This is a genomic window from Paracoccus broussonetiae (assembly GCF_031854425.1).
GTDB lineage: Bacteria > Pseudomonadota > Alphaproteobacteria > Rhodobacterales > Rhodobacteraceae > Paracoccus > Paracoccus broussonetiae.
Map to the genome: position 1 here is coordinate 1 of NZ_JAVRQI010000061.1, position 575 is coordinate 575.

At 38.8% G+C, this 575-nt stretch carries 1 protein-coding gene; it reads left to right on the forward strand.

The genetic code is table 11. The annotated features are described in order from the left end of the window. Positions 1 to 106: 106 nt before the first annotated feature. Positions 107 to 575, forward strand: a 469-nt coding sequence (locus tag RM190_RS23360) for a phage DNA encapsidation protein (RefSeq protein WP_311761880.1), incomplete at its 3' end; no start/stop codon positions are given.

A 575-nucleotide genomic window follows, 5' to 3' on the forward strand; every position in this document is an offset into this window, starting at 1 on the left:
CCTCGGAGAATTGGAATATACTCTATCGGTGGCTAAACGCTTTATTGAATTTATAGAATTGTTCTGCGGTAATTATATAGATTACGGCGAAATGAGAGGTTTATAAATGTCCCATAAATATTATTCGACGGCGGCGATCGATAAAAAGAACGCCACTTATAACGTTATTTTCGGTGAACGATCTAACGGCAAGACCTACGCCGTTTGTTTAAAGGCACTGAAAAACTATTTCAAGACGGGTAAACAATTCGGCTATGTCCGTCGATGGAAAGAAGACGTAACGGGACGCCGCGCCGCCCAATTATTCGCGGGGCATATTGCCAACGACGAAATCAATAAACTTTCCAACGGTCAATTTACTGGCGTGCATTATTACGCTGGTAAATTCTATGCCTGTACTTATGACGACAACGGAAAAGCCGTATATTCCGATACTAATATTATCGGGTATACTTTCGCGCTATCCGATAACGAACATAACAAATCAACGTCATACCCGGAAATTAATATTATTATTTTCGACGAATTTTTGACGAATAAATTATATTTAAACGACGAATTTGTTGTATTTATGA